General features: G+C 69.4%; 25 protein-coding genes. 19 read left to right on the top strand and 6 right to left on the bottom strand.

Going from position 1 to position 24,931, the window contains the following annotated elements:
* The first annotated feature begins 106 nt into the window (after nucleotides 1-106).
* Both AC1D1T_RS00280 and AC1D1T_RS00285 read left to right on the top strand, forming a co-directional pair.
* A complete protein-coding gene (locus tag AC1D1T_RS00280; protein WP_477991186.1) occupies nucleotides 107-2,347 on the top strand; it encodes a tetratricopeptide repeat protein in 2,241 nt (746 codons plus the stop codon).
* A gap of 123 nt (nucleotides 2,348-2,470) precedes the next feature.
* Nucleotides 2,471-3,412, top strand: a complete 942-nt coding sequence (locus tag AC1D1T_RS00285) for an AraC-like ligand-binding domain-containing protein (protein ID WP_477991188.1) — start codon at nucleotides 2,471-2,473, stop codon at nucleotides 3,410-3,412.
* Here AC1D1T_RS00285 and AC1D1T_RS00290 read toward each other — a convergent pair.
* From AC1D1T_RS00290 to uraH, 3 genes are read right to left on the bottom strand one after another with little or no spacing between them, the layout of a single operon-like run.
* The gene (locus AC1D1T_RS00290) at nucleotides 3,367-3,909 is read right to left on the bottom strand and encodes an RDD family protein (protein ID WP_465112774.1); all 543 of its coding nucleotides are present in this window, start codon (nucleotides 3,907-3,909) and stop codon (nucleotides 3,367-3,369) included. The two genes, AC1D1T_RS00285 and AC1D1T_RS00290, sit on opposite strands and share 46 nt — an antisense overlap.
* Before the next feature lie 42 nt (nucleotides 3,910-3,951).
* Entirely contained in the window at nucleotides 3,952-5,145 is a 1,194-nt protein-coding gene (locus AC1D1T_RS00295; protein ID WP_477827054.1) for a urate hydroxylase PuuD, read from the bottom strand.
* 5 nt (nucleotides 5,146-5,150) lie between these two features.
* Entirely contained in the window at nucleotides 5,151-5,504 is a 354-nt protein-coding gene (gene uraH, locus AC1D1T_RS00300) for a hydroxyisourate hydrolase (protein WP_047506788.1), read from the bottom strand.
* A gap of 53 nt (nucleotides 5,505-5,557) precedes the next feature.
* Between uraH and AC1D1T_RS00305 the strand changes: the two genes are divergently transcribed.
* Genes AC1D1T_RS00305 through AC1D1T_RS00325 form a run of 5 tightly spaced genes read left to right on the top strand, consistent with a single transcriptional unit; the run spans nucleotide 5,558 to nucleotide 11,318 of the window.
* Nucleotides 5,558-6,331 carry a GntR family transcriptional regulator gene (locus AC1D1T_RS00305; RefSeq protein WP_477827053.1) on the top strand — a complete coding sequence of 258 codons (774 nt, stop codon included), beginning with the start codon at nucleotides 5,558-5,560 and terminating at the stop codon, nucleotides 6,329-6,331.
* Between the two features lie 5 nt (nucleotides 6,332-6,336).
* A complete protein-coding gene (gene puuE, locus AC1D1T_RS00310) occupies nucleotides 6,337-7,284 on the top strand; it encodes an allantoinase PuuE (RefSeq protein WP_477991190.1) in 948 nt (315 codons plus the stop codon).
* Nucleotides 7,281-9,044 carry a 2-oxo-4-hydroxy-4-carboxy-5-ureidoimidazoline decarboxylase gene (uraD, locus tag AC1D1T_RS00315; RefSeq protein ID WP_477825368.1) on the top strand — a complete coding sequence of 588 codons (1,764 nt, stop codon included), beginning with the start codon at nucleotides 7,281-7,283 and terminating at the stop codon, nucleotides 9,042-9,044. The genes puuE and uraD overlap by 4 nt, the downstream gene beginning before the upstream one ends.
* On the top strand, nucleotides 9,041-10,273 hold the full coding sequence (locus tag AC1D1T_RS00320) for a M20 family metallopeptidase (protein ID WP_477825369.1): 1,233 nt from the start codon (nucleotides 9,041-9,043) through the stop codon (nucleotides 10,271-10,273). Before uraD ends, AC1D1T_RS00320 begins: the two co-directional genes overlap by 4 nt.
* A 25-nt stretch (nucleotides 10,274-10,298) precedes the next feature.
* Nucleotides 10,299-11,318 carry an ABC transporter substrate-binding protein gene (locus AC1D1T_RS00325; protein ID WP_477825370.1) on the top strand — a complete coding sequence of 340 codons (1,020 nt, stop codon included), beginning with the start codon at nucleotides 10,299-10,301 and terminating at the stop codon, nucleotides 11,316-11,318.
* A 6-nt stretch (nucleotides 11,319-11,324) separates the two neighbouring features.
* On the opposite strand, the gene AC1D1T_RS00330 is transcribed toward AC1D1T_RS00325, so the two are convergent.
* The gene (locus AC1D1T_RS00330) at nucleotides 11,325-11,873 is read right to left on the bottom strand and encodes an ABC transporter ATP-binding protein (RefSeq protein WP_477825371.1); all 549 of its coding nucleotides are present in this window, start codon (nucleotides 11,871-11,873) and stop codon (nucleotides 11,325-11,327) included.
* Nucleotides 11,874-11,964: 91 nt separating this feature from the next.
* On the opposite strand from AC1D1T_RS00330, the gene AC1D1T_RS00335 reads away from it, so the two are divergent.
* The 4 genes from AC1D1T_RS00335 to AC1D1T_RS00350 are packed head-to-tail and all read left to right on the top strand — an operon-like array spanning nucleotide 11,965 to nucleotide 14,889.
* Nucleotides 11,965-12,810: an alpha/beta hydrolase gene (locus AC1D1T_RS00335; RefSeq protein WP_477825372.1), complete on the top strand. Its 846-nt coding sequence runs from the start codon at nucleotides 11,965-11,967 to the stop codon at nucleotides 12,808-12,810.
* Entirely contained in the window at nucleotides 12,807-13,628 is an 822-nt protein-coding gene (locus AC1D1T_RS00340; RefSeq protein WP_477991192.1) for an ABC transporter ATP-binding protein, read from the top strand. The genes AC1D1T_RS00335 and AC1D1T_RS00340 overlap by 4 nt, the downstream gene beginning before the upstream one ends.
* Nucleotides 13,625-14,389, top strand: coding sequence for an ABC transporter permease (locus AC1D1T_RS00345; RefSeq protein ID WP_477991194.1), 765 nt, complete (start codon nucleotides 13,625-13,627; stop codon nucleotides 14,387-14,389). Before AC1D1T_RS00340 ends, AC1D1T_RS00345 begins: the two co-directional genes overlap by 4 nt.
* Nucleotides 14,386-14,889 (top strand): nucleoside deaminase, encoded by a 504-nt coding sequence (locus AC1D1T_RS00350; protein WP_477991196.1) that lies wholly within the window; start codon nucleotides 14,386-14,388, stop codon nucleotides 14,887-14,889. The genes AC1D1T_RS00345 and AC1D1T_RS00350 overlap by 4 nt, the downstream gene beginning before the upstream one ends.
* 52 nt (nucleotides 14,890-14,941) lie before the next feature.
* On the opposite strand, the gene AC1D1T_RS00355 is transcribed toward AC1D1T_RS00350, so the two are convergent.
* A complete protein-coding gene (locus AC1D1T_RS00355) occupies nucleotides 14,942-15,673 on the bottom strand; it encodes an aspartate/glutamate racemase family protein (protein ID WP_477825375.1) in 732 nt (243 codons plus the stop codon).
* A 284-nt stretch (nucleotides 15,674-15,957) separates the two neighbouring features.
* Here AC1D1T_RS00355 and AC1D1T_RS00360 point away from each other — a divergent pair, with 284 nt between their 5' ends.
* The 5 genes from AC1D1T_RS00360 to AC1D1T_RS00380 all read left to right on the top strand — a co-directional run bounded on the left by AC1D1T_RS00360 (nucleotide 15,958) and on the right by AC1D1T_RS00380 (nucleotide 20,775).
* Nucleotides 15,958-16,950 (top strand): ABC transporter ATP-binding protein, encoded by a 993-nt coding sequence (locus AC1D1T_RS00360; RefSeq protein WP_477825376.1) that lies wholly within the window; start codon nucleotides 15,958-15,960, stop codon nucleotides 16,948-16,950.
* Between the two features lie 38 nt (nucleotides 16,951-16,988).
* Nucleotides 16,989-18,272: an ABC transporter substrate-binding protein gene (locus AC1D1T_RS00365; protein ID WP_477825377.1), complete on the top strand. Its 1,284-nt coding sequence runs from the start codon at nucleotides 16,989-16,991 to the stop codon at nucleotides 18,270-18,272.
* Between the two features lie 84 nt (nucleotides 18,273-18,356).
* Entirely contained in the window at nucleotides 18,357-19,205 is an 849-nt protein-coding gene (locus AC1D1T_RS00370; protein ID WP_465112759.1) for an ABC transporter permease, read from the top strand.
* Nucleotides 19,205-20,080, top strand: coding sequence for an ABC transporter permease (locus tag AC1D1T_RS00375; protein WP_047506816.1), 876 nt, complete (start codon nucleotides 19,205-19,207; stop codon nucleotides 20,078-20,080). The genes AC1D1T_RS00370 and AC1D1T_RS00375 overlap by 1 nt, the downstream gene beginning before the upstream one ends.
* A gap of 2 nt (nucleotides 20,081-20,082) precedes the next feature.
* Nucleotides 20,083-20,775, top strand: coding sequence for a GntR family transcriptional regulator (locus AC1D1T_RS00380; RefSeq protein ID WP_477838399.1), 693 nt, complete (start codon nucleotides 20,083-20,085; stop codon nucleotides 20,773-20,775).
* Nucleotides 20,776-20,792: 17 nt separating this feature from the next.
* On the opposite strand, the gene AC1D1T_RS00385 is transcribed toward AC1D1T_RS00380, so the two are convergent.
* Entirely contained in the window at nucleotides 20,793-21,848 is a 1,056-nt protein-coding gene (locus AC1D1T_RS00385; protein ID WP_477838400.1) for an MBL fold metallo-hydrolase, read from the bottom strand.
* Between the two features lie 70 nt (nucleotides 21,849-21,918).
* On the opposite strand from AC1D1T_RS00385, the gene AC1D1T_RS00390 reads away from it, so the two are divergent.
* From AC1D1T_RS00390 to AC1D1T_RS00400, 3 genes are all read left to right on the top strand, one after another.
* Nucleotides 21,919-22,338, top strand: a complete 420-nt coding sequence (locus AC1D1T_RS00390; protein ID WP_477829215.1) for a MerR family transcriptional regulator — start codon at nucleotides 21,919-21,921, stop codon at nucleotides 22,336-22,338.
* A 34-nt stretch (nucleotides 22,339-22,372) separates the two neighbouring features.
* Nucleotides 22,373-23,551 carry an isovaleryl-CoA dehydrogenase gene (locus AC1D1T_RS00395; protein ID WP_477991198.1) on the top strand — a complete coding sequence of 393 codons (1,179 nt, stop codon included), beginning with the start codon at nucleotides 22,373-22,375 and terminating at the stop codon, nucleotides 23,549-23,551.
* Between the two features lie 211 nt (nucleotides 23,552-23,762).
* Nucleotides 23,763-24,920 (top strand): ABC transporter substrate-binding protein, encoded by a 1,158-nt coding sequence (locus AC1D1T_RS00400; RefSeq protein WP_477991200.1) that lies wholly within the window; start codon nucleotides 23,763-23,765, stop codon nucleotides 24,918-24,920.
* Nucleotides 24,921-24,931 lie beyond the last annotated feature (11 nt).

Consider the following 24,931-nt stretch of genomic DNA (forward strand, 5'->3'; position numbering starts at 1 on the left):
ACCGTCGCGCGCTCGCATGCCCAGGCATGGCGGACCGCGCAAATCCGTCGCGGTCCGGACGATCGCGAGACGATGCACCGGATCCATGGCGAACCATCCCCCTAACTTGCAGGGCGGCCCAGGTGCCGCAGCGCTGCCGCTGCCGGCCGGCACGGTGGAAACCCTGCTGGGGCAGGCGCTGGCCGCCCACAAGACGGGCACGCTCGACGACTGGCTGCGGCGTCGGCCCCGGGCCACCCGCTGGTTCGTCAGGCGCTTCCTGCAGCCGGTGCTCGGGACCGCCGGCGATGCGTTGCCGCGCGACCGTGCGCTGGTCGAGGCGACCGCGCTGTGGCTGCGCTGGGTCGTCTCGCAGCTGCGCCCCGACCAGGCGTCCGTGCTCTCCGGCATCGATGCCGCGGCATGGGTGGATCGCACGAGCTGGCGGCCGATGCTGGCCTTGATGTGCCACTACGGTTTCGAGCCGGTGCCCGATTTCCGGCAGCGCTACCGCCGCCATCCCGACGAGGCGGCCAGCGAGAACCTCTGCGGGCTGTGGGCGATCGGCCCGAGCACCTTCTACCGCTATCTCGAGAAGGGCAAGCGCCTCGCGGCCGAGGCGCTGCTGGAGCGCCCCGCGGCCGGCGAGCGGCGCATCGCGATGCGGCAAATGGTGCTGCGCGAGCTGCTGCCTCGCCTGGAGCTCGCGTCACCGGCGGAACTGGTCGATTGGCACCGGCGGCAATCGACGCTGGCGCTCGCGCAACAGGACACGTTGTCGGCGCTGTGGCACCTGCAGCAGGCGAGCGCGCCGGCCGCCTTCATCGAGCTGCTGCAGCGCGCGCGGGTCGACGTGGCCGACGATGCGGAAACCGATGCGCTGATCGCGCTCGTGGCCGCCGGTGCGTCGGACCCCCGGCAACGCTTCGACCTGCTGCTGGCACAGGCGGCGTTGTGGCGCATCCGCGATGCCGGCGATCGCGAGCGCCAGGCCTATGAGCAGGCGCTGCGGCTGGCCAACGGGTGCGGCGACGCCCTGATGCTGGGCATCGTCTACGGCGCACTCGGCAAGTTCTATGAACCGMGCGACGCCGACCGTGCCTTCGCGTGCTACGAGGACAGTGCGGAGTTCCTGCGCCGCGCGGGCCTGGAGGACGGCCGCCCGCCGGGTGCGGCGGTCGCCGAGGAGTACCTGGCGACGCTGGTCAAGCTCGCCTGGCTCTACGTGCTGCGCAACGACCCGCGCTCGCGCGCCGTGCTGGACCGGGCGGAGCCGTTGCGCCGCGACCCGTCGCTGTCGCCCGCCACGGTCGGCATGCTGGAGCAGACCTGGGGCGAGTACTGGCGCCGGGCCGGCGACCTGCGCCGGGCGCTCGAGCACAAGCACCGCGCGCTGAACATCTTCGAGCGCGAGGGCGACCGGCTGTCGGTGCTGAAGACCTACGCCAACCTCAGCCTGATCTACGGCGACGCGAAGGATTTCGACAGCGCGATCGCCTATTCGCAGCGCATCCTCGGGATGGCCGGCAGCGTTCCGATCGAACCGGAAACGCTGACCAGCACGCACCTGAACCTCGGTGCGACCTACTTCTGGCAGGGCCGCTACGGCGAGGCGATCGCCGAGTACCGGCAGGCCCTCGCGATGGGGGAGCAGGCCGGCCTGAGCCTGCACGTGCGCCGCGCGCACTACAACCTGGCCGAGGCGCACTACAAGCGCTACCAGCTCGACGCACAGCCCGATGACGAAAGCCAGGGCGATGCGCACGCGGCCGCGGCGCTGAAGGTCTCGCCGGGCGACAGCGATCCGGCCCACCTTGAGGCCACGCGCAACCTGAAGACCGAGATCCTCGGCCCGCGCGACGGCGCGCCCTACGACCGCCTGCTGCCGGAGGAATTCGCGGCCCACTTCGACGAGATGGCGCAGATCCAGCGCCACCGGGCAGTGCTGGCCGTGCCGATGGGGGCCGAGGCCCATGTGCGCGCGCGCCTGGCCATCGCGAACGCCTACCTCGCGATGTCGTCGAAGGAGCGCGAGGCGGCGCTGCAGCTGATCCAGAAGCACGGCCTGGGCGACGGCTTCGCGGCCGAGTTCGAGCAGCTGCGCAGCACCTTCAACCGCGAGCTGACGCGCGAGCAGCAACTGGCCACGCAGTGGGAGCGCGAGGCTGGCGAGCTGCTGCAGGAGCAGCGGCGCATCGCGGTGCTGGAGCACCTGTTCCGCGCCGGGTCGATCCAGAAGAGCATCTACGCGCAGGTGTGCGGCGTCGGCCTCGCGACGGCGTCGAAGCACCTCGCGACGCTGGCCGAGCGCGGCCTGCTGGAGCAGACCGGCAAGGGGCCGAGCACGCGCTACGTGCTGCCGGGCTGAAGTGTGTCGTGGACGACACAGACGCGCGGCCGTCATGTCTTGATCAAGGATTCGGCATGCAAGCCGCCGGCCCCCTCGGTAATCTGGTGCGCGATGAATGTGTCCGCCCCCGCCCACCCTTCCGTGCCCGAGACCTGGACGACCGATGGCCTGCCGCCGCGGCGGCAGTTCGACGCGTGGCGCGAGGTGATCGTCGATGCGCACCTGAGCTGGGACATCCCGAAGATCGCCTGCGACCGCTTCCCCGCCTTCATGCGCCAGCACCGGCTGGGCGGCGTGCGGCTGACCGACTGCACGTCCGCGGCGACGGTGAGCGGTACGCGCGGGCGGCGGCAGATCGCCCGCGACGACAGTGCCTGGCTGACCGTCGTGATGGTCGCGCAGGGCACCGAAACGCTGCGCTTCGGCGGCGACCGCGAGCTGCAGCTGGGCGCCGGCATGTTCACGCTCTGGGACAGCACGCAGCCGATGGCCTTCCAGACCAGCGACGACCTGCGCCAGATGTCGATGCTGGTGCCCGAGGCCGAGCTGCTGCGCCGCCTGCCGCGGGTGCGCGACCTGGTCGGGCGGCCGATGGACGGCCGGCAGGGCGCGGGCGCCTTGTTCGTCGAGCATTTCCAGCTGCTGATGCGGCGCTTCGGCGAGCTTCCCGCCGCCGGGCGGCAGGTAGCGCTGGGCGGCGCGCTCGACCTGCTGGGCCTGTGCCTGGGCGAGCAGCCGGCGCCGGGCCTGCGGCAGCTGGTGCGCGAGCAGCTGCTGCGCCACATCGAACAGCACCTGGCCGAGCCCTCGCTCGGCGTGGCGATGCTGGCGCGCCGCTTCCGCATGAGCGAGCGCAACGTGCACAAGCTGTTCGAAGGCACCGGCGAGACGGTGAGCGGCTGCATCCGCGACCGCCGCCTCGCGATGTGCCGGCGTGACCTGGAGGCGCCGGCGATGGCGGCGCGCCCGATCGCCGAGATCGCCCGCCACTGGGGCTTCGCGGACCCCAGCCACTTCAGCAAGGTGTTCCGGGCCGCCTACGGCGTGTCGGCGCGCGAGTTGCGTGCGAAGGCCGGGCGCTGACCGTCGCGCACCACCACCGTCCCTGCCAGCTTGTCGTGCCAGCCCTGCTTGCGTGCGTCGAAGGCGATCCAGAGGAAGCCGAGGAACAGCGGGAGGCTCGAGAGGTAGTAGCCCAGGTAGCGGCCGACGGACTGGCCCAGCGTCGGCGGCAGTCCGGTCTTCGCGTCGACGATCCGCATCTTCATCGCCATCTTGCCCGGCGTCGCCTGCCACTTCATCCAGCAGCCGATGTAGAGCACCGCCGGGAAGACCCAGGTCAGGAAGAACTCGAGCGGGTCGCCGGTGCTCGGGAAGGTCTTGGCGGGGACGTGCTTCAGGGCCCCGTAGTCGGACCCGTAGAAGAACCGGACCAGCGGGATGAAGAAGGCCAGGAAGAGCAGCGTGTCGGCGAAGCTGGCGATCGATCGCCGCCAGAATCCTGCGTACGCCACCTGCGTCGGGTTCGCATCGAGGTCGGCGACGGGAGCCTTCGGCGGGGCGTAGGGATTGGTGCTCATGCAGGACTCTGCGGGTGGGCGATCCCCGGATTGGCATCCGGGCTACGGGTGTGCACCGGCTTCGTACCAGCGCTTCAACACGGCTCGCTCATCATCGCTGATCTGCGTCGCATTGTTCAACGGCATCAGCTTCAGCACCACCGCCTGCTGGTAGACCTGCTGCGCATGCGCGGCGATGCCCTGCGGCGAATCGAGCCGCACGCCCTTGCTCGCGAGCTGCTCGTTGTGGCACATCACGCAGCGCGTGCCGACCACCTGCTGCACCTGCGCGAACGTGACGGGCTGCGAGGCCTGCGCAGCCGGCTTCGATGCCGGCGCGAGCCACACCGCCACCCCGGCCAGCAGCGCCGTGCCCGCCACCGCGAACTCCCACGGCACCCGCCTGCCCTGCGCCAGCGCCTTGTGCCGCACCACGAAGGCATGGCGGATCAGCGCCCCGGCCCCCATCACCAGCACCAGCACCGCCCAGTTGTGCGGCGCGCCGTAGAGAAAGCCGTAGTGGTTGCTGAGCATCGCGGCCAGCACCGGCAGTGTGAAGTAGGTGTTGTGCACGCTGCGCTGCTTGGCACGCTGGCCGTGCACCGGATCGACCGGCTGGCCGGCGCGCATCTGCGCGATCACGGTGCGCTGGCCGGGGATGATCCAGAAGAACACGTTGGCACTCATCGCCGTCGCCATCATCGCGCCGACCAGCAGGAAGGCCGCCCGGCCGGCGAACAGCTGGCAGGCGAGCCAGGCACCGACCACGACCACCACCGCGACCACCGCGCCGACGATGCGGTCGCCGTGGATACCGCGGCCGAACGCGCGGCAGATGCCGTCGTAGACGAGCCAGAACACCGCGAGGAAGGCCAGCGCCGCCGCGATCGCGCCGGCCGGCGACCACGCATGCACCCGCGCGTCGATCAGGAAGGTGCTGGCCTGCCACAGGTACAGCACCGTGAACAGCGCGAAGCCGGTCAGCCAGGTGGAGTAGCTCTCCCAGTAGAACCAGTGCAGGTGCGCCGGCAGCGACTTCGGCGCCACCATGTACTTCTGCGGGTTGTAGAAGCCGCCGCCGTGCACCGCCCACAGCTCGCCGTCGACGCCCTTGTCCTTCAGCTCGGGGGCCTCGGGCTTCAGCAGGCTGTTGTCGAGGAAGACGAAGTAGAACGACGAGCCGATCCACGCGATCGCGACGACGACATGCGCCCAGCGCAGCAGCAGGTTGACCCAGTCCAGCACATAGGCTTCCATGCGCGTCAGCTGCCGCGGTAGGTGGAATAGGCCCAGGGGCTCGCGAGCAGCGGCACGTGGTAGTGGGCGCCGGTGTCGGCCAGGCCGAAGTCGATCGGCACGCTGTCGAGGAAGGGGGGCTCGGGCAGCACGACGCCGCGCGCGCGGAAGTAGTCGGCCAGCTCGAACACCAGGCGGTAGCGGCCGGGCATGAAATCGGCGCCCTCCAGCAGCGGCCCGCCGGCGCGGCCGTCGGCATCGAGCTGCACGCTGCGCAGCAGGTGCGGCGTGGCGCCATCCACGCGATACAGGCGCACTGCCATCCCGGCGGCGGGGCTTCCGTTCATCGTGTCGAGCACGTGCGTCGTCAGTTTTCCCATGGTGGGAAAGTGTATACACTTTGCCTTCGAGAGCCAACCGAGCCGCCCGCTCCATGCCCCGCGCCGCCAGCCCCAAGTCGACCCCGCTGAAGCAGATCCGCCCGGCCCGGCGGCGTGCCGGCGCGGCTGATGGCGGCAGCGCGCAGCACATCGGGACCACGCAGCGCATCGTCGACGCCATCACCACCGCGATCGTCGAACGCCGGCTGATGCCCGGCACCAAGCTCGCCGAGCAGAAGATCGCCGATCTCTTCAAGGTCTCGCGCACGCTGGTGCGCCAGGCGCTGAACCAGTTGAGCCGCGACAAGCTGATCACGCTCGAGCCGGCGCGCGGCGCGCGCGTCGCGATGCCGAGCGTCGACGAGGCGCGCCAGGTGTTCGAGGTGCGCCACATGATCGAGGCGGCGCTGGTGCGCCGCGCCGCCGGCGCGCTCGATGCGGCGCAGCTGGCCGCGTTGCGTGCCCACCTGGCCGCCGAGCGCGAGGCCGTGCTGCGCACCGACGTCACCGGCCGCACGCGGCTGCTGGCCGATTTCCACGTCGTGCTCGCGCGCATGCTCGGCAACGAGGTGCTGGCCGAGATGCTGGCCGACCTGGTGTCGCGCTCGTCGCTGATCTCGCTGATGTACCAGTCGGCGCATTCGGCCGAGCATTCCTTCGAGGAGCACGTGGCCATCGTCGACGCGCTGGAGCGGCGCGATGCGCGCGCCGCGGTGCGGCTGATGCAGGCCCACCTGCGCAGCGTCGAGCGCAACCTGCGGCTCGATCCGCGTGTTCCGCCCCTGCCCGATCTCGCCGGCGCGACGCCGGCCCACGCCACCGCCTGAACGCCATGCCACCAACCACCTACCCCCGCGACCTCGTCGGCTACGGCGAGCACCCTCCGCACGCCGAATGGCCGGGCGGCGCCCGCATCGCGGTGCAGTTCGTGCTGAACTACGAAGAGGGCGGCGAGAACAGCGTGCTGCACGGCGACGCCGGCAGCGAGCAGTTCCTGTCGGAGATGTTCAACCCGGCCGCCTACCCGGCGCGCCACCTGTCGATAGAGTCGATCTACGAGTACGGCTCGCGCGTCGGCGTGTGGCGGCTGCTGCGCGAGTTCGAGCGCCGCGCGCTGCCGCTCACGGTGTTCGGCGTCTCGATGGCGCTCGAGCGCCACCCCGAGCTGACGCAGGCCTTCGTCGAGCTCGACCACGAGATCGCCTGCCACGGCTGGCGCTGGATCCACTACCAGCAGATGGACGAAGCCACCGAGCGCCAGCACATGGACATCGGCATGGACATCATCCACAAGCTGACCGGCGATCGCGCGTTCGGCTGGTACACCGGCCGCGACAGCCCGAACACCCGCCGGCTGGTGGCCGACTACGGTGGCTTCGAGTACGACAGCGACCACTACGGCGACGACCTGCCGTTCTGGCTGCAGGTGCGCAAGACCGACGGCAGCCTCGCGCCGCACCTGGTGGTGCCGTACACGCTCGACACCAACGACATGYGCTTCTCGCTGCCGCAGGGCTTCGCGACCGGCGACGATTTCTTCACCTACCTGCGCGACAGCTTCGACGTGCTGTACGCCGAGGGTGACGAATCGCCGCGCATGCTGAGCGTCGGCATGCACTGCCGGCTGCTCGGGCGGCCGGGGCGCTTTCGCGCGCTGCAGCGCTTCCTCGACCACGTGGAGGCGCACGACCGGGTGTGGGTGTGCCGCCGCGTCGACATCGCGCGCCACTGGAAGAGCGTGCATCCGTTCAACCCTGACAACGCCTGGGTGTGGAAATGAGCGTCAGCCTGCAGCAACTGAACGAAGCGACGCTGGAGGGCTTCGTCGCGCTGCTCGATGGCACCTACGAGCATTCGCCATGGATCGCCGAGCGCGCGTTCGCCGCGGCGCCGTTCGCGAGCCTCGCGCAGCTGCGCCAGGCGCTGGTGCAGGTGGTGCGCGATGCGCCGCGCGACGAGCAGCTTGCGCTGGTGCGCGCCCATCCCGAACTCGCTGGCAAGGCGCGCGTGGCATTGACGAGCGAGTCGGCCAGCGAGCAGTCGGTGTCCGGGCTCACGCAGTGCTCCGAGGCGGAGTACGCGCGGCTGCAGGCGCTGAACGCCGCGTACCGTGAGCGCTTCGGCTGGCCGTTCATCCTCGCGGTGCGTGGTCCGCGCGGCAGCGGGCTCACGCGCGCGCAGATCATCGAGACCTTCGCGCGCCGCGTCGACGGCCCGGCCGATGTCGAGCTGGCCGAATGCCTGCGCCAGATCCACCGCATCGCCGAGCTGCGCCTGGACGACAAGTTCGGCAGCGAGCCGACGCTGGGCAACCAGGTGTGGGACTGCGCCGAGCTGCTCGCGCAGCACAGCGACCCCGGCTACGCCGAGCAGGGCCAGCTCACCGTCACCTACCTGACCGATGCGCACCGTGCCTGCCAGCGGCAACTGGTGCGCTGGATGCAGGAGTGCGGCTTCGACGAGGTGTCGGTCGATGCGGTCGGCAACGTGGTCGGCCTCTATCACGGGGCGGACCGCGCCGCGCCGCGCCTGCTCACCGGCTCGCACTTCGACACCGTGCGCAACGGCGGCAAGTACGACGGCCGGCTCGGCATCTTGGTGCCGATGGTCTGCGTGCGCGAGCTGCAGCGCGCCGGCCGGCGCCTGCGGCACGGCATCGAGGTGGTCGGCTTTGCGGAGGAAGAGGGGCAGCGCTACAAGGCCACCTTCCTCGGCTCGGGGGCGCTGATCGGGCAGTTCGACGTGCGCTGGCTCGACCAGCAGGATGCCGACGGCATCGCGATGCGCGACGCGATGCGCGCTGCCGGCCTCGACCCCGCGACGATCCCCGCGCTGCAGCGCGACCCGTCGCGGTACCTCGGCTTCGTCGAGGTGCACATCGAGCAGGGGCCGGTGCTCAACGAGCTCGACCTGCCGCTGGGCGTCGTCACGTCGATCAACGGCAGCGTGCGCTACCTGGGCGAGGTGATCGGCATGGCCAGCCACGCCGGCACGACGCCGATGGACCGCCGCCGCGATGCCGCGACCGCGGTGGCCGAGCTGGCGCTGTACGTGGAGAAGCGCGCTGCGGCGCAGCCGCACCTCGTCGGCACGGTGGGCATGCTGACGGTGCCGAACGGCTCGATCAACGTCGTGCCGGGCCGCTGCCGCTTCAGCCTCGACCTGCGCGCCACCACCGACGAGGCGCGTGATGCGCTGGCCCGCGACGTCGTCGCCGAGCTGGAGCGCATCTGCGGGCGGCGCGGCCTGCAGCACACGCTGGAAGAGACACTGCGCGCCAGCGCCGCGCCGAGCGATGCGGCCTGGCAGGCCCGCTGGGAGCGCGCGGTCGAGGCCGGCGGCTTGCCTGTGCACCGCATGCCCAGCGGCGCCGGCCATGACGCGATGAAGCTGCACGAGGTGATGCCGCAGGCGATGCTGTTCGTGCGCGGCGGCAACTCCGGCATCAGCCACAACCCGCTGGAAACCATCACCACCCACGACGCACAGCTGTGCGTCGAAGCCTTCCAGCACCTGCTGGATCACCTGGAGACGACATGAGCGACGACCTCTGCGCGCGCCTCGATGCGTGGATCGACGCGCACTTCGATGAACAGACCCGCTTCCTGCAGGCGCTGGTGCAAGTGCCCACCGACACGCCGCCGGGCAACAACGCGCCGCATGCCGAGCGCACGGCGGCCCTGCTGCAGGGCTTCGGCTTCGAGGCTGAACGGCACGTGGTGCCGGGCGACGAGGTGCGCGCGGCCGGCCTGGAGAGCATCACCAACCTGATCGTGCGGCGTCGTTACGGCGACGGTCCGACCATCGCGCTGAACGCGCACGGCGACGTGGTGCCGCCCGGCGAGGGCTGGTCGCACGGCCCGTACAGCGGCGACATCGAGGGCGGCAAGCTCTACGGCCGCGCGGCGGCCGTCAGCAAGAGCGATTTCTCGACCTACACCTTCGCGGTGCGCGCGCTCGAGGCGTTGGGCGTGCCGCTGAAGGGCGGCATCGAGCTGCACTTCACCTACGACGAGGAGTTCGGCGGCGAGCTCGGCCCCGGCTGGCTGCTGAAGCACGGCCTGACGAAGCCCGACCTGCTGATCGCCGCCGGCTTCAGCTACCAGGTGGTGACGGCGCACAACGGCTGCCTGCAGATGGAGGTGACGGTGCACGGCCGGATGGCGCATGCGGCGATCCCCGACACCGGCATCGATGCGCTGCAAGGCGCGGTCGTGCTGCTGAACGCGCTGTATGCGCAGAACGCGCTGTACCGGCAGGTCACGTCGAAGGTGGCGGGCATCCGCCACCCGTACCTCAACGTGGGGCGCATCGAGGGCGGCACCAACACCAACGTGGTGCCGGGCAAGGTGGTGCTGAAGCTCGACCGCCGGATGATCCCGGAGGAGAACCCGGCCGAGGTCGAGGCCGCGCTGCGCCGGGTGATCGCCGATGCGGCGGCGCAGGTGCCGGGCATCACGGTCGAGATCCGCCGCCTGCTGCTGGCGCATGCGCTGCAGCCGCTGCCGGGCAACCGGCCGCTGGTCGAGGCGCTGCAGCGGCATGGCGAGGCGGTGTTCGGCGAGGCCATCCCGACCTCGGGCTCGCCGCTGTACACCGACGTGCGGCTCTACAGCGAGCGCGGCATCCCGGCGGTGATCTACGGTGCCGGGCCGCGCACCGTGTTCGAGAGCAACGCGAAGCGGGCCGATGAGCATGTGGTGCTCGACGACCTGCGGCGTGCCACGAAAGTGGTGGCGCGCACCTTGCATGACCTCCTGAAGGGCTGAAACGCCGATCCACCGGAGACCTCGCATGTTCGCTCGCCTGCTGGCCCTCGCCGCCGCCTTCCTCGCGCAAGGCGCCATCGCCCAGGACACCCCGATCAAGTTCCAGCTCGACTGGCGCTTCGAAGGCCCGGCGGCGATGTTCCTGGTGCCGGCCGCGAAGGGGTATTTCAAGGCCGAGAAGCTCGACGTGACGATCGACGCCGGCAACGGCTCGGGCGGCGCGGTCACGCGGGTCGCGTCGGGGGCGTACGACATGGGCTTCGCCGACCTCGCGGCGCTGATGGAGTTCCACGCCAACAACCCGACCGCGCCGGACAAGCCGGTCGCGGTGATGATGGTCTACAACAACACGCCGGCCGCGGTGCTGGCGCTGAAGAAGTCCGGCATCAGGGCGCCGGCCGACCTGAACGGCAGGAAGCTCGGCGCACCGGTGTTCGATGCCGGCCGCAAGGCCTGGCCGATCTTCGCGAAGGCCAACGGCATCGGCAACGTGGCCTGGACCGCGATGGACCCGCCGCTGCGCGAGACGATGCTGGTGCGCGGCGACATCGACGCGATCACCGGCTTCTCGTTCACCTCGCTGCTGAACCTCGAGGCGCGCGGCGTGAAGGCCGACGACGTCGTCGTGCTGCCTTACCCGCAGTTCGGCGTGAAGCTCTACGGCAATGCGGTCATCGTGTCGCAGGCGTTCCTGAAGAAGCGCCCGGACGCGGTGAAGGCCTTCCTGCGCGCGTTCGCGAAGGGCATGAAGGACGTGGTGGCCGACCCGGCTGCCGCGGTCGCCACCGTGAAGGCGCGCGACGGCATCGTCAACGAGGCGCTGGAGCTGCGGCGCCTGAAGCTCGCGCTCGATGCGACGGTGCTGACGGCCGATGCGCGGGCCGAGGGCTTCGGGGCGGTGCTGGCGCCGCGGCTGAGCCTGATGGCCAGCCAGGTGTCGGACGCGTTCGGCACCAAGGAGCGTGTGAACCCGGCGGCGGTCTGGGCCGACGGCTACCTGCCCGATGCGGCCGCGCGCAACCTGTTCGCGGTGGTCCGGAAGTAGCGCATGTCAGGGCACCACGGCCGACAACTGGAACATCAGCGCCGAGTTGCCGAGCACGTTGACCTGGGTCGACAGCGCCGGCGTCAGCTGCCAGCCGACCGTCAGCACCAGCCCGGGCGAGAAGCCCTTGTAGTTCAGCGGCACCTTGTCGTCGAACGGCGCCTTGTAGCCGTAGATCAGGCCGGCGGTCCACTGCGCGTAGAGCCGGTTCCAGTCGCTGAAGTCGGTCAGGCGCTGGCCGACGTAGGCGTAGGCGCTCGGCTGGCCGAACGAGTTGCTGAAGTAGGTGAGGCCCGAGACCACGCCGTTCGGCCGCTCGCGTTCGAGGCCGACCATCCACACGTAGCGGTGGTCCGGATCGCGCGAGTAGTGGTAGGTGGCCGGCGAGTACATCAGGCGCCAGACATCGGCGGCGGGTGCGACGTCGGCGGCGGGGGCGGCTACAGTGGCCGGCGGCGCCTCGGGCGCGTCCGGGGCAGCGGGTACGGTTTGCGCAGGGGTGCAGATCGACACGCCGCAGGCGCACACGGCAGACGCCAGGGCAGGAAACTTCATGGCGCTGATTGTCGCGAACTCTCGACCCCGTTTCTGGAGCCAGCTGTCCAGGCGTGTCGGATGGCTGTGCTCATTGATGTCATGCGTTGTCATGCTGCAGGGCTGCGCGTGGTGGGACCTGAAGCAGAGGCAATGGGTGTTCCGACCCTCGCCGGGGCAGCCGGCCGACGTGGTGCTGCGGCCGGGCGACGTGTCGTACGCGGTGGCGGTGCCTGGGGCAACACCCGGGGCGCAGGACCGGCTGCAGCTGTGGTGGATGCCGAATGCCGACCCGCAGGCGCCGACGCTGCTGTACCTGCACGGCACCTTCCGCGCGCTGTACCGCAACCTGCCGAAGATCGACGCGCTGCGCGATGCCGGCTTCTCGGTGCTGGCCGTCGACTACCGCGGCTGGGGCGAGAGCACGCCCCTCGTGCCGTCGGAGGCGACGATCCTGGCCGATGCCGACATCGCGTGGGCCGAGCTGGTGAAGCACCAGCCCGATCCGCGGCGGCGCGTGATCTTCGGTCATTCGATGGGCGGCGGCGTGGCGGTTGACCTGGCGAGCCGCCAGCACGCCGGGCGCGACTACGGCGGCCTGATCCTCGAGTCGACCTTCACGCGGTTGCCCGACGTGGCCGCCGAGCTGGGCGCGATCGGCACGGTGGTGTCGTGGCTCGCCAACGAGCAGTTCGATTCGGTCGACAAGATCGGCCACATCGACGCGCCGATCCTGATCATGCACGGCAGTGCCGACGACACGGTGCCGGTGACGCTGGGCCGCAGGCTGCGCGATGCGGCGCCGGCCGGCACGCGCTGGGTCGAGTTCAGCGGCGGCTCGCACAGCCGGCTGCACAGCGAAGATCCGGCGCTGTACCGCGAGGCGGTCAAGTCGCTGATCGCGCGCCTTGCGGCCCCTTCACCCCCTTCATCGGCTGCATCCGTCGCATCCCCATGAGCCTGTCCACGCCGCCCTTCGTCGATTTCCGCAACGTCTGGCTCGCCTACAACGATGAACTGCTCGCGCGCCGGCRGTTCGCGATCGAGGACATCTCGCTGCAGGCGCAGCCCGGCGAGTTCATCGCGATCGTCGGGCCCTCGGGCTGCGGCAAGTCGACCTTCATGAAACTCGCGACCGGCTTGAGGCGGCCGTCGCTGGGCACGGTGGTGGTCGACGGCCGCGAGGTCGCCGGCCCGCTGAAGATCACCGGCATGGCGTTCCAGGCGCCTTCGCTGCTGCCGTGGCGCAGCACGCTGCGCAACGTGCTGCTGCCGCTGGAGATCGTCGAGCCGTACCGCTCGCAGTTCCGCGCCCGGCGCGGCGAGTACGAGGCGAAGGCGCGCGCGCTGCTCGCAAGCGTCGGCCTGGCCGGCTACGAGGACAAGTTCCCGTGGCAGCTGTCCGGTGGCATGCAGCAGCGGGCGTCGATCTGCCGTGCGCTGATCCACGAGCCGAAGATGCTGCTGCTCGACGAGCCGTTCGGCGCACTCGATGCGTTCACGCGCGAGGAGCTGTGGTGCACGCTGCGCGACCTGCACGCGGTGCAGCGCTTCAACGTGATCCTGGTGACGCACGACCTGCGCGAGGCGGTGTTCCTCGCCGACACGGTGCATGTGATGACCCGCGGCCCGGGGCGCATGCAGGTGCGCCGCGAGATCGGCTTCGAGCGCCCGCGCGAACTCGCGCTCACCTACACCCGCGAGTTCAGCGACGTGGTGCTCGAGTTGCGCGAGCACATCGGCAGCATCCGCCGCGCGCCGGAGGCGGTGTCGTGACGGGCCGGCGCGAGCGCCTGGCGCCGTGGCTGCTGCTGGCCGCGGTGCTGCTGCTGTGGGAGCTGGCGTGCCGCGGCTTCGGCATCTCCGACTTCATCTTCCCGAGCCMGTCGCGCATCGCGCAGCAGCTGTGGGAGTTCCGCGCGGTGATCGCCGCGCATGCGTGGCGCACGTTCTGGGTCACGATGCTGGGCTTCGGCCTGGCGATCGTGGTCGGCGTGCTGCTGGGGTTCCTGGTCGGCAGCTCGCGGTTGGCGTATGCGGCGATGTACCCGCTGATGACGGCCTTCAATGCGCTGCCGAAGGCGGCCTTCGTGCCGATCCTCGTCGTGTGGTTCGGCATCGGCGTCGGGCCGGCGGTGCTGACGGCGTTCCTGATCTCGTTCTTCCCGATCACGGTCAACATCGCGACCGGCCTGGCGACGCTGGAGCCGGAGCTGGAGGACGTGCTGCGCGTGCTGGGCGCGCGGCGTACCGATGTGCTGCTGAAGGTCGGGCTGCCGCGCTCGATGCCGTATTTCTACGCGTCGCTGAAGGTGGCGATCACGCTGGCCTTCGTCGGCACGACGGTGTCGGAGATGACGGCCGCCAACGAAGGCATCGGCTACCTGCTGATCTCGGCCGGCTCGTCGATGCAGATGGGGCTGGCGTTCGCCGGGCTCGCGGTGGTGGGCGCGATGGCGATGGCGATGTACGAGCTGTTCGCGATCATCGAGCGGCGCACGACGGGCTGGGCGCATCGGCGGGCGGGTGCGGCATGAGCGATTTCTCGAACCCCGATCCGACGCACGAGCAGAGGCTGCGGCATCTGCGGCGTGCGAACGAGGTGGCGCGGCGGGCGATGGGCCTGGGTCGCCATCCGTTCGGCGCGCTGCTGGTGGCGCCGGACCACGAGACGGTGCTGGCCGAGCAGGGCAACATCGACACGGTGCAGCACGCCGAGGCCACGCTCGCACGGCATGCCTCGCTGAACCATGCGCCCGGGTTCCTGTGGAACTGCACGCTGTACACGACGGTGGAGCCGTGCGCGATGTGCGCCGGCACGCAGTACTGGGCGCACATCGGGCGGTTGGTGTATGGCGTGTCGGAGGCGGCGCTGCTCGCGATCACCGGCGCGCATCCCGACAACCCGACGCTCGACCTGCCGTGCCRCGAGGTGTTTGCGCGCGGGCAGAAGGCGGTGCGGGTGTGGGGGCCGGTGGGGGAGGTGGAGGCGGAGCTGCTCCAGCTGCATCAGACGTTCTGGTCCGCGAGCCCGTAGCCCGGGTGACAACCCGGGATCGTGGACCACGAATCCCGGATTCGCATCCGGGCTACGGTGAATAGGGCGCTGCCAACCCCACATACGCCTTGCGCAGCGGCGCCGCATAGTCCCCGCGCTTGCTCGTCCCGAGCCCGATCGCGACCAGCCCCTCGGCCAGCTTGACGGCCGCCGCGACGCCGTCGACCACCGGCACGCCGAGCTCGGCCTGCAGCCGCGCACACAGGTCGGCCATGCCGGCGCAGCCCAGCACGATCGCGCCGGAGCGGTCGCGCTCCAGCGCCTGCCGGGCGCTCGCGAGGATGCGTGCATAGGCGTCGCTCGCCGGGTCGTCGAGTTCCAGCACCGCGATGTCGGTGCCGTGGATGCCGCGGCAGCGGCGCTCGAAGCCGTACTGCAGCACCAGGTGCTCGGCGATCACGCAGGTGCGCGTGAGCGTCGTGACGACCGAGAAGCCGGTGGCCACGAGCGACGCGCAATGGAACGCCGCCTCCGCGATGCCGATCACCGGCCCGCGTGCCAGCTCGCGCGCCGCATGCAGGCCGGGGTCGCCGAAGCACGCGATGACGTGCGCATCGGCGCCCAGCACCTCGCCCGCGCGCACCTGTTCGGCCACGCCGGCGGCGGCCCACACGTCGTCATGGTGCCCCTCGATCGACGGTGCGCCAAAGCTCGGTTGCACCGCGTCGATCACGGTGCCGGGCGCGGCGACCGCGCGCGCGGCCTCGCCGATCTTGGCGGTCATCGACGCGCTGGTGTTGGGGTTGATCAGGCGGATCTTCATCGTCGGCTCCTCGGGTCTGTGGGCTGCTTTGTATACAAAGCGGGCCCGGGTATCGCCATCAGCTGAGCAAGTCGTGCGCCCGTTCCAAGGCGTGCCGTCGCCCCAAAATCGGGCGATGCCAGAGGCCAACTTGCGCACTTGGTGCAAGCCGCAGTGCTGGATCGGCCAAGCAGCCGCCGCGGAACCGGCTCTGCCGGGCCGCTGGTGGCGCCCCCTGGGGGGAGGCGCCGAAGGCGCTTCGGGGGGAGCGTCATCTGGCACATGCTTTGCATACATGGGCGACCATGAAGCCCGACTCGTCCCTGGTGCTCACCTCGCTGGTCAAGCGTTACGGCGACACGGTCGCCGTCGACGGCATCGACCTGACGATTCCCTCCGGCAGCTACTGCTGCCTGCTGGGGCCCTCGGGCTGCGGCAAGACCTCGACGCTGCGCATGATCGCCGGCCACGAGCTCGCGAGCGACGGGCAGATCCTGCTCGGCGGCAAGTACATCACCTACAGCGCCGCCGCCGACCGCGGCACCGCGATGATGTTCCAGAGCTACGCGTTGTTCCCGCACCTGAGCGTGCTCGACAACGTCGCCTTCAGCTGGAAGATGCGCGGCAAGCCGCCCGCCGAGCGCCATGCGCGGGCGCGCGAACTGCTCGCGCTGGTCGCGATGACGCCCTACCTCGCTCGCCTGCCGAGCGAACTCTCCGGCGGCCAGCAGCAGCGCGTGGCGCTGGCGCGCGCGCTGATGACCGAGCCGCGCGTGCTGCTGCTCGACGAGCCGCTGTCGGCGCTCGATCCGTTCCTGCGCGTGCAGATGCGCGCCGAGCTGAAGCGCTGGCAGCAGGAGCTCGGCTTCACCTTCGTGCACGTGACGCACTCTCAGGAAGAGGCGATGGCGCTGGCCGACCAGGTGGTCGTGATGAACCAGGGCCGCATCGAGCAGACCGGCTCGCCGCGCGAGGTGTTCAACGCGCCGCGCAGCGAGTTCGTCGCACGCTTCATGGGCGCGCACAACGTGATCGCGTCGCCGGCCGGCCGCATCGCGGTGCGCTCCGACCGCATGCGGCTGCAGCACCATGCCGACACCGAAGGCCACGCCGCCGCGGTGCGCGCCGTCGAGTACCAGGGCACGTACGTGCAGGTCAGCCTCGCGCCGCACGGCGAGGCGGCCGATGCGCACTGGACGGCCACCGTCTCCGACGCCAGCTTCGACGCCGCGCCGTTCGCGCCCGGCGACACCGTCTACGTCAGTTGGGCCGCGCACGAGGCGCATGCGCTGGCTTGAATCCTTTCCGTTCCCACAAACACCCCGAGGAGCCTTCCATGTCCGACCACAACGATCCGTCCGCTACACCGGCCACACCCAAGCTCGGCCGCCGCACGCTGCTGAAGGGCGCGGCCGCCGCCGGCGGCACGCTGGCCTTCCCGTTCGTGCATGCGCAGGAGAAGATCACGCTGCGCTACCTGGGCACCGCGGTGAACCAGGACAAGGCCATCGCCGACAAGTTCAAGGCCGACACCGGCATCGAGATCCAGTACATCCCGGTCACCACCGACGACGTGACCAAGCGCGCCGTCACCGCGCCGAACTCGTTCGACCTGATCGACACCGAGTACTTCTCGCTGAAGAAGATCCTGCCGACCGGCAACCTGCTGGGCATCGACACCAAGCGCATCAAGAACGCCGACAAGATCACGACGCTGTTCACCAAGGGCGAAGTCGGCGGCAAGAAGGTCGGTGACCAGGGCACCGCGCCGAAGAAGGTGATGTACGTCGCATCCCCCACCGCGAAGGACTTCGCGAAGGAGCCGACGCAGTTCATGACGCTGATCCCGACCGTCTACAACGCCGACACGCTGGGCATCCGGCCCGACCTGATCAAGCGCCCCATCGAGAGCTGGAAGGAACTGCTGAACCCCGAGTTCAAGGGCAAGGCCGCGATCCTGAACATCCCGTCGATCGGCATCATGGACGCGGCGATGGTGGTGGAGGCGGCGGGCCTCTACAAGTACCCCGACAAGGGGAACATGACGAAGAAGGAAATCGACCTGACGATCAAGACCCTGATCGAGGCGAAGAAGGCCGGCCAGTTCCGCGCGCTGTGGAAGGATTTCAACGAGAGCGTGAACCTGATGGCCTCGGGCGAGGTCGTGATCCAGTCGATGTGGTCGCCGGCCGTCACCGCGGTGCGCACCAAGGGCATCGCCTGCACCTTCCAGCCGCTGAAGGAGGGCTACCGCGCGTGGGCCGCCGGCTTCGGCGTGCCGAAGACGGTGAGCGGCAAGAAGGCCGACGCGGTCTACGAATTCATCAACTGGTTCCTCGACGGCTGGGCCGGCGCGTACCTGAACCGCCAGGGCTACTACAGCGCGGTGCTGGAGACCGCGAAGGCCAAGATGGAAGCCTACGAATGGGCCTACTGGATGGAAGGCAAGGCGGCCGCGCAGGACATCAAGTCGCCCAACGGCGACCTGCTGGCCAAGGCGGGCAGCGTGCGCGACGGCGGCAGCTACGAGACGCGCATGGGCGGCATCGCCTGCTGGAACGCGATCATGGACGAGAACGCGTACATGGTTCAGAAGTGGAATGAGTTCGTAGCTGCATGAGCCCCCCAGTCGCTTCGCTCCTGCCCCCAAGGGGCGCCACCCCTGGGCCCGGCAAAGCCGGATCCCGGGGCGTTGCTTGATCCCATGAAGCCCACTCGTCTGCCAGCGTGGTTGCAGGCCACACCATTCGCCATGGTGTTCCTGCTGTTCCTGGTGCTGCCGCTGCTGCTGGTGGTGACGGTGAGCTTCTGGCGCGCCACCGACTACGAGCTGATCCCGGCCTTCACCTGGCAGAACTACCTCGACGTCTTCAACGAGACCACGGTCCGCACCTACCTGTCGACGCTGAAGTTCTGCTTCCTCGTCTGGCTCGTCACGCTGCTGATCGGCTTCGCGGTGGCGTATTTCCTCGCGTTCCACGTGCGCTCGGTCGGCGCGCAGACGCTGCTGTTCATCCTGTGCACCGTCCCGTTCTGGACCTCCAACGTGATCCGCATGATCTCGTGGGTGCCGCTGCTCGGGCGCAACGGGCTGATCAACCAGGGGCTGCAGGCGATCAACGTGATCGATTCGCCGATCGAGTGGCTGCTGTTCAGCGATTTCTCGGTGGTGCTCGCCTTCGTGCACCTCTACACGATGTTCATGATCGTGCCGATCTTCAACTCGATGATGCGCATCGACCGCGCGCTGATCGAGGCGGCACGCGATTCCGGCGCGAGCGGCTGGCAGACGGTGTGGAACGTCGTCGTGCCGCTGAGCCGCACCGGCATCATCATCGGCTCGATCTTCGTCATCACCATCGTGATGGGCGACTTCGTGACGATCGGCGTGATGGGCGGCCAGCAGATCGCCTCGGTCGGCAAGATCATCCAGGTGCAGACCTCGTACCTRCAGTTCCCGATGGCCGCGGCCAATGCGGTGATCCTGCTGGCGGTGGTGCTGATGATGATCTGGGGCCTGACCCGGCTCGTCGACATCCGGAAGCAACTCTGATGCACGCCGACAAGCGCCCGCGCAGCTTCTACGCCCTCGCCGCGGTGTTCGGCGCGTTCGTGCTGTTCCTCTACGGCCCGATGATCACGATCTTCGTGCTCAGCTTCCAGGGCCCCGAAGGCGGGCTCACGTTCCCGATGCGCGGCGCCTCGCTGCACTGGTTCGCGAAGCTGTGGGAGGGCATGGGCGTCGTCGACATTGCGGCCGCGTTCCGGCGCTCGGTGGCGCTGGGCAGTGTCGTGATGCTGCTGACGGTGCTGCTGTCGCTCGGTGCCGGCCTCGCGTTCCGCAAGAAGTTCGCCGGCTCGGGCGTGCTGTTCTACACCTCGGTCGCGAGCCTGATCATGCCGTCGATCGTGGTCTCGCTCGGCATCGGGCTGCAGTTCCGGCTGATCGACACCGCGTTCAAGGGCGTGCTGGAGAGCGTCGGCGCGAGCGGCCTGCTCGAGGGCTACGGCACCGCGATGGGGCTGTACACCTCGGCGCTCGGCGCGCACATGACGTGGACGCTGCCGTTCGGGCTGCTGATCATGCTGGCCGTCTTCAACCGCTTCAATCCGGCCTTCGAGGAAGCGGCGGCCGACCTGGGTGCCACGCCGTGGCAGAGCTTCCGCCACGTGGTGCTGCCGCTGATCGCGCCGAGCCTGGTGGGGGTCGGCATGTTCGGCTTCACGCTGAGCTGGGACGAGATCGCGCGCACCTCGCAGGCGATCGGCGACGTCAACACGCTGCCGCTGGAGCTGCAGGGGCTGACCAGCACCGTCACCACGCCGGCCATCTACGCGCTCGGCACGGTGACGACGGTGGTGTCGTTCGCGGTGATGGGATGCACGCTGGCGCTGGTGAAGTTCCTCGGCAAGCGGCGCGGCGCCTGACGATGGCCGAAGCGTCCGCGGCGACCGGGGGTGCCGATCGGGTCTATGAGGCGATCTATGCGGCGGTGATCGACCACCGCCTCGCGCCCGGTTCGCGGCTGCGCGAGGAGGAGCTGGCGCAGACCTTCGAGGTCTCGCGCACGCTGGTGCGCCAGGCGCTGCACAAGCTCGCGCAGGACGGCGTGATCGTGCTGCGGCCGAACCGCGGCGCGCAGGTGCCCGAACCGACGCGGCGCGATGGCGAGCATGTGTTCGATGCACGGCGGGTGGTGGAGTGCGAGGTGGCGCGGCGGCTGGCCGGCAAGCTGAGTGCCGAGCAGCTGGCCGAGCTGCGCCAGCTGGTCGAGGCCGAGGCGCGGGCGACGAAGTCGCAGAACAAGCAGGAGGCGATCCGGCTGTCGGGCGAGTTCCACCTGAAGCTCGCGCGCATGAGCGGCAACCCGATCTTCGTGCGGCTGCTCGAGGAGCTGCTGCCGACCACCTCGCTGCTGATGGCGCTCTACAAGTCGCCCGGCGAGCCGATGTGCGTCGCACACAGCCACCAGCAACTGCTGCAGGTGATCGCGAAGGGCGCCGGCGCGGGCGCGTCGACCGAGATGCGGCGGCACCTGAACGAGATCGAGCGCAGCCTGTCGCAACCGGTGGCGAAGGCGGTGCCGGCGTTGCGGGATGTGTTTCGAGGGTATCGCTCGTAGGCCATCTATCCGTTCGGTCAGAGGCACGCGAAGCGATACACCCCGTCAGCATCCACCGAGCGCACGAGCTTCCCCGCCAGCCACAGCGCATGCAGGTGCGCGATCGATTCGCCCATCGCGAACGTCGTCTGGTGCAGGTCGAGCTTGCGGGTGAACAGCACCGTGAGCAGATCGGCCGCGCTCTGCGGCGCCTCGGCGCACGCCTTCATCACGTCAGCGAAGCGATCGTCGTGGTGCGTCACCAACTGCTGGATCCGCGTGTGCATGCCGCGGAACGGCCGGCCGTGCGACGGCAGCACCAGCGTGTCGGCCGGCAATGACGCGTAGCGCTGGATCGACGCCAGGTACAGCGGCAGCGGATCGGCCTCCGGCTCCAGGTCGATCACGCTGACGTTGGTCGAGATGCGCGGCAGCAGCATGTCGCCCGAGATCAGCACGCCGAGCCCGGCGCAGTGCAGCGACATGTGCTCCGGCGCATGCCCGTAGCCGGAGATGCACTGCCAGCCGTGCCCGCCGATCGTCAGCACCATGCCGTCGAGCAGCCGGCGGAACGCGGCCGGCACCTGCGGCACCATCGTCGCGTAGTAGTTGCTGCGCGCCTTGATCCTGGCCACGGCCTCCGGATCGGTCAGCCCGTGGCCGGCCATGAACTTCGCCGCCGCCTCGCCGCCGAAGCCGGTGGTGGAGGTGCTGGCCAGCCGCGCCGCGTTGTAGTCGGTCGCGCTGATCCACAGCCGCACGTTCCAGCGCTCGGTCAGCCAGTGCGCCAGCCCCATGTGGTCCGGGTGCATGTGGGTCACGATCACGCGCAGCACCGGCAGGCCCTGCAGCTCGGTCTCGAACACCTGCTCCCAGGCCGCCTTCGTCGCGTCGTTGGTGATGCCGCAGTCGACGATCGTCCAGCCGGCGCGGCCCTCGATCTCGTCGCGCAGCAGCCAGAGGTTGATGTGGTCCAGCGCGAAGGGCAGCTGCATGCGCAGCCAGCGCACGCCGGGCGCCACCTCCAGCGTCCGGCCCGCCTCGGGCAGGTTCTCGCCCAGCGGGTACTGCAGCTGTCGCTCGAGCTCGTTCATCGGCTTGGTCGGTGATGTCATGGGGCGGCTACACTTTACGTATACGTCAATCAGCCGATTCTAGGTTTTCATGCCGCACGCTGCTGTCGCCGAGGTGTCCGCCACCTCGTCCACCCCGGGAATCACCTACACGATCAGCGAACTCGCCCGCGAATTCGACCTGACGACGCGGGCGATCCGCTTCTACGAGGACTGCGGGCTGCTGTCGCCGCAGCGTGCCGGGCGCAACCGCATCTACACCGCGCGCGACCGCACCCGGCTGAAACTGACGCTGCGCGGCAAGCGGCTCGGGCTGACGCTGTCCGAGGTGAAGGAGCTGGTCGACATGTACGAGTCGCCGCGCGACACGCAGGCCCAGCTGAAGAAATTCCTCACCGTGCTGGCGATGCACCGCCAGCAGCTGGAGCAGCAGATGGCCGACCTGCACGTCACGCTCGACGAGGTGCGCACGCACGAGAAAGAGGCGAAGCGCCTGCTGAATTCGCCCTGACACGATTCATCCCAGAAACTGACGGAGACACCCCATGAACCTGCCCGGACTCGACTTCCAGCTCGGCGAAGACATCGACGCGCTGCGCGACAGCGTGCGCGCCTTCGCCGAGGCCGAGATCGCCCCGCGCGCCGCCGGGATCGACCGCAGCGACCAGTTCCCGATGGACCTGTGGCGCAAGATGGGCGAGCTCGGCGTGCTCGGCGTCACCGTCAGCGAGGAATACGGCGGCGCCAACATGGGCTACCTCGCCCACATGATCGCGATGGAGGAGATCAGCCGGGCGTCGGCCAGCGTCGGGCTGAGCTACGGCGCGCACAGCAACCTGTGCGTGAACCAGATCAAGCGCAACGGCAGCGAGGCGCAGAAGCGCAAGTACCTGCCGAAGCTGATCAGCGGCGAGCACGTCGGTGCGCTCGCGATGAGCGAGCCGGGCGCCGGCTCCGACGTGATCAGCATGAAGCTGAAGGCTGAGGACAAAGGCGGCCACTACCTGCTGAACGGCACCAAGATGTGGATCACCAACGGCCCCGATGCCGACACGATGGTGGTCTATGCGAAGACCGAACCCGAGCTGGGCGCCCGCGGCGTCACCGCCTTCATCGTCGAGAAGGGCATGAAGGGGTTCAGCACCGCGCAGAAGCTCGACAAGCTCGGCATGCGCGGCTCGCACACCGGCGAGATGGTGTTCCAGAACGTCGAGGTGCCGGCCGCCAACGTGCTGGGCAGCCTGAACGGCGGCGCCAAGGTGCTGATGAGCGGGCTCGACTACGAGCGCGCGGTGCTCGCGGCCGGGCCGATCGGCATCATGCAGGCGGTGATGGACAACGTGGTGCCGTACATCCACGACCGCAAGCAGTTCGGCCAGAGCATCGGCGAGTTCCAGCTGATCCAGGGCAAGGTCGCCGACATGTACACCGTGCTGCAGGCGGCACGCGCCTTCTGCTACACGGTCGGCAAGAACCTCGATTCGCTCGGCGTCGAGCATGTGCGCCAGGTGCGCAAGGATTGCGCGAGCGTGATCCTGTGGTGCGCCGAGAAGGCCACCTGGATGGCCGGCGAAGGCATCCAGGTCTTCGGCGGCAACGGCTACATCAACGAGTACCCGCTCGGTCGTCTCTGGCGTGACGCGAAGCTCTACGAAATCGGCGCGGGCACCTCGGAGATCCGGCGCATGCTGATCGGTCGCGAGTTGTTCGCCGAGACGATGTGAATATGCTGCGGCGCGCCGATTCGAGCCCGTTTCCTGACGGCTGTTTGACAGGTTCGGGCGAATATCGCGCGCCGCCAAAAAGGCAAGAAAAAACTTCGCGCACCAGTTCACATCGGCTTGCAATTGAATCGCGAAATGAGTAGGGATATCCCTGTCTGTCTTTCTAAGATGCTGTCCATACGGCGCCGTTCGCGCCATACCGGAACATCTGATGTCTACCAAACCGACTTCCGCTGTGCAGCGCTTCCGTCTGCATGCGCTGGCCGTTACCGGCCTGCTGGCCGCCACGCTGGCTGCCCCGTTCGCGGCGCTGGCCGCCGAGCCGATCGTGATCGGCCAGGTTGCGCCGTTCACCGGCCCGCAGGCCGTGACCGGCAAGGCGATGAACGCCGGCGCGAAGCTCTACTTCGACGCGGTGAACCTGAAGGGCGGCGTGCGCGGCCGGCCGATCAAGCTGGTGACGCGCGACGACGCGCAGAAGCCCGAGGACAGCGTGCGCCTGACGCGCGAACTGATCGCCGCCGAAGCGCCGGTCGCGATGATCAGCACGGTGGGCACGGCCAACCTCGAGGCGCTGGCCAAGGACGGCGTCTACACGCAGACCAAGACCTCGCTGGTGGGCGCGGTGTCGGGTGCGGCCACGGTCGTCAAGGCGCCGGGCATGCACATCGTGAAGGCGAGCTACCACGACGAGGTGGGCCGCCTGTTCGACCAGCTGTCGCACGTCGGCGTGAAGCGCGTGGGCCTGGTCTACCAGGACGACGGCCTGGGCAAGGATGTGCTGGCCGGTGCGCAGGCGGCGGCGCAGACGCACGGCATCGAGCTGGCGGTGACGAGCGGCTATCCGCGCAACACGGTGCAGGTCGAGAAGTCGGTTGCCGACATCATCGACTCGAAGGTGCAGGTGGTGTTCCTCGGCGCGACCACCGCGGCCGGCATCGAGTTCGTCAAGCAGTACGCCGCCAGGGGCGGCCAGGGCATCCTGTACGGCATGTCGATCATCGACACCGATGCACTGCTGAAGGCGCTCGGCCCGGAGCGTGCACGCGGCTACGCGTTCTCGGTGGTGCTGCCGCTGCTGCAGCAGAGCAACCTGGCGGTGGTGCGCGAGTACATGCAGCTGAAGGCGGCCTCGAACAACCCGGACCTGTCGGCCCGCTCGATCGAGGGCTTCATCGCCGCGAAGGCGCTGGTGAAGGTGCTGGAGACCACGAACTCGCTGACGCCGGCTGGCGTCACCGCGGCGCTGAATGCCGCCAGCGCGATCGACGTCGGCGGCTACACGCTCGACTTCAGCGTCAACGACAAGCCGGGTTCGCACTACGTGAACTTCGCGATGTTCGGCGCGAACGGCAAGATCCTCAACTGACGACGGGGCCT

Source organism: Rhizobacter sp. P2_H3, assembly GCF_056403355.1.